Below are 3,584 nucleotides of genomic sequence, written 5' to 3'. Positions count from 1 at the left end.
GCCGTGCCATTGCGGGGTTCCGGCGGTGTCTGTTTGTTGCCTGGAGTGGCCGCGGGCTTGCGGGGTTCGGGCAGTGCTTGTTTGTTGCCCGGGGTTGCCGCGGCATTGGGCGCTGCGCCCGCCGGGTTGGTGGCACCGGGAATTGGCTGGCGCGGGGTGGGGGTGCCGGCAGCTGCGGCTTTGGCCGGCCGTTGGGCAGCGGGCGGTGCATTGCCTTTGCCCAACTGGCTCGGTGCCTTCGCCACAATCGGGGACCGGGCGTGCTCGACTTTGCTAGGGGCCATGAGTTCCCCGGGTTTGAGCGCGGCAGTGCTGGTGCCTTTGGCTTCCTGCGTGCGGCGCTGGGTGCTGGCCACTCCCACTTGCTGGCTGCGCTGGCTGAGCGCCTGTTGTTCCACCTTGGTGACTGGCTGGTACCTGACACCGCTGTTTTTGCGGCTGGCCATTTGGGTCAGTGGCGTGGCCACCAGCATGCTGCCCTGTTTGAAGCTCGAGGTGCTGGAGATGGCTTGCTGGGCGCTCCAGGTGCGAGGGGGGCGGGCGCTGACGTTGGCCTGGCGATATTGGTAGGACGCTGCCATGCGGCTGTCCCATCCCTTGTCCTGGCGATGCTGCCAGCGCTGTTGGGAATAGATGGGGTCATAGCCCAGGCTGCTGGATTGGTAGGCATAGGCGGAATAGTATCCGTTCTGCTGATAGCTGTTATCATAGTAGTCGCCGAAATAGTAGTGGTTGTAGTGAGGGCGCAGGAACAGCGCCTCGGCGAAGACCGCCAGATCGATGGCGATTGCCGGCGAGTAGGAATAGCCGGATTGGGAATACACTCCTGAGTTGAAGTACACCGGCGCAAACAACGAGCCGCGGCGATTCACCGGGTAATCCCAGTAGCCGTCCACGAAGATATATCCGCGTGGCGTCCACACATAATGGGACGGACTCCAATCCCAGTCCGCGCGGCCGCGTGCCCAATGGCCCGGGCCCCAGGCATAGCGGTCCTCACTCCAGATCCAGTTGCCCGGTGTCCAACGATAGTCTGCCGAGGGTGCCGCCACATTCGGGCCGTCTTCCACCGTCGCGGGCGGTGCTGCCAGATAGGTCGTCTCCCGGGTGGTGGCGTCGGCCCAATAGCCTGACGTCCACTGGAAGCCTTTGGTCGTCTCGCCCCAATAGCCGGCCATCCACTGGCGGCCTGGCGGCAGTGCGCGCCAAGTGCCACTGACCCACACGAAATCCGTGCGTTCCTCATCCCACGCCCAATAGCCGGGGATCCAGGTGACGTTGTTGCCTTCCGGGCGTTCGCCTGGCGGCACTTCTTCGATCGCCTCCGGCGGCGCCTTGGGCACCACGATGCCCGGTTCCGGATTGAAGATGACTATTCCGGCGAAGGCCTCATGGACCGGGCCGCGGGTGAGCACTTGCACTCCTTGGGCATCGGCATCCGGCGCGGTGGCAACGGCTACTGTGTCTCCGCCCGCAGCGGCGTGGTGGATGGGCATGCCCCAAGTCAGCCCGCCGAGGGCAACGAGCGCCAGGGTCTGGCAGCCGATGCGCGTCCGGCGTGGCAGGGCGGTGGATGTGGTTGCAAAGTTTTGCGTTCCGACAGTCGAAAAATCCTTACTCCCATAAGGATTCCCAAAATCGGCCTATTCTGGAGAAGGTCCCGCCCTTCAAAAACACCCTGCCTTTGACCGCCACCCATGTCTACCGACTCGGCGACAACCCCTGCGATTGCACTCTCTCCTGTCCGTCGCCTTGGGCAATCGGATAATCCACTGTGGCAACCGTCATCCATGTGGGTCAGGGTGAGGGTTATCCATCATTCCATGCTCCACACACAATGAAACGACCTGAGAATGCAAATGTTCAGCCCTTAGGACCCTAAGCGCTCCAAACTGAGGAAGCCATCTGCACACTATGCCAGTCACCACTGCGTCGTTTGGCGTCCATTCTTCTCCTGCCAGCATCCTCTCAACCAACCTTGTGTTCCACACAAGTGAACCACTCAATCCATCTGGAGCAGGTAGTCCCGGCGAGTTCGCCACGGTTGGAGTCGCGAGCTCGGGCAAATAGTGAAGCAAGAAATGGTATGAAGGATCTGCCAAGCTATCAGGTATTGGAGCCTCTTGTGTAAGGTAAGGAATGCCGTTTGCAACGAATGTTCCAAAATGAAACCCCGAGCGTTCATTACTGTATCCAAGTGTGAAAAAGCATTCACCCGGAACTGGTTCATGAAATTGAGAAAAACGCGAAAATTCGATTGGAACTGCACAATGACTACAGTAACTCCAAACATCTGTAGCTATTCGTGATATCGCCAAGTCGAAGGGATAATCGCAAGCAACAAATGGCGTCGCGAATCGAAACACATGATCGGCCCCCATGAACTGATGCGTAATCGATGTGTCAACGAGCTTGGCTGCTACGTGCTCGTTTGTGATTAAGAACACCTTACCATCATATCTAAAATATGATCCCGAACCCCAATGTCTGCCACAATCTTTATCTACCACTTCTGAAAGTGGAGTGACGTAAGGTTGCACATAATCGATCATCAAGTCAATTGCATTAGCGCAGCGCTGATCCCAGCCAATGTTGTTCATATGCTTATGAGCTTCGAATCAGAGTGAAGAGATTGCCAAGGATTGCTGTTACTCGCCAACTACAAAAGTTCGGATTGGTGATATTCCTGATTTAGTTTTAAGCGTCGCATTAGCAGTAAATTTACGCATCCAATTCATCTTTCTCATAATACATGTGTTACCATGATGCTTTTGTTCGGTCCTTAATATCACAGCGCCGACCGCTTCTATAGTTGCATCAAGCGTGTATTCGATTGTTCCAAAATGCAGAGATCCGGACATTTCTAGCTGGTAGAATATATTTAGGTAATACCAACCATCCTCATCCTTCAAGATCAATCGTGGTATGCTGGTGAATAGTAGTGATGCGGTTTCATCCATTTCCTTAGAGCGCTCCCAATCGTATAAGCGTCTTCCCAGCTCTTCGCTTAATATAATTCTGGGGTAAATGGCTTTCGTCTTACTGGATTCCAGATCGTAGGCATCCTCGATAGTGGGGCCAAAAAAACCGAGACTGTCGATAAACGCATCTCCAAGGCACGCCCCTCCCCTAACTAAAAACCCAGAATTCACAATTCTGATGATTGATAGCGAAGTGTTATAAAGTGCGATATACATCAGGTTTAAATCGTCTTTCCGATTATTCTGAATGCCCTCCTTGTAGGTATAAAGGATAAACGCACAGTCCGAAAAGCTCCGGAGAATGCGGGTATGGATTACATGAGGCGTTGTGGCCTTTCGTGCCTCATTATTCTTCACCTCTTCATGAAATATTTGGTGAACAGCATACTTCTCGTCGAACGTAGTCCTATCCTTTGTCCCCATAATATCAAGGAAAATGACGGCGGTAGTTTGGTAAGATTTTGACATATTCAATTGTCTTTCTAAAAAAATCTCAATTCCCAGGTTTTGCCAAGACGGTGCCCGCTATTCTGAGCTATAAATCAGTGTAATTCTACTAAGTTAATGTTTCGCTCGTAAGAGTTTTTCGGTTTTCGCTGAAAT

General features: G+C 54.0%; 3 protein-coding genes. All 3 read right to left on the bottom strand.

What is annotated here, in order from left to right; all coding sequences use genetic code 11:
* On the bottom strand, positions 1-1,496 hold a 1,496-nt coding region (locus tag WCS52_19350), incomplete at its 3' end, for a YXWGXW repeat-containing protein (protein ID MEI6169345.1).
* 288 nt (positions 1,497-1,784) lie between these two features.
* Positions 1,785-2,600 carry a hypothetical protein gene (locus tag WCS52_19345; GenBank protein MEI6169344.1) on the bottom strand — a complete coding sequence of 272 codons (816 nt, stop codon included), beginning with the start codon at positions 2,598-2,600 and terminating at the stop codon, positions 1,785-1,787.
* A 48-nt stretch (positions 2,601-2,648) separates the two neighbouring features.
* Positions 2,649-3,449, bottom strand: a complete 801-nt coding sequence (locus WCS52_19340; protein ID MEI6169343.1) for a hypothetical protein — start codon at positions 3,447-3,449, stop codon at positions 2,649-2,651.
* Positions 3,450-3,584 lie beyond the last annotated feature (135 nt).

The sequence above is a fragment of the bacterium genome, from assembly GCA_037128595.1.
GTDB lineage: Bacteria > Verrucomicrobiota > Kiritimatiellia > CAIKKV01 > CAITUY01 > JAABPW01.
Note: the sequence above shows the minus strand (reverse complement) of the source record. Positions and strands in the feature narration are given on the sequence as shown.

Coding starts and splice junctions, on each gene's coding strand:
- WCS52_19340 (MEI6169343.1), bottom strand. CDS start 3,449: ATGTCAAAATCTTACCAAACTACCGCCGTCATTTTCCTTGATATTATG.
- WCS52_19345 (MEI6169344.1), bottom strand. CDS start 2,600: ATGAACAACATTGGCTGGGATCAGCGCTGCGCTAATGCAATTGACTTG.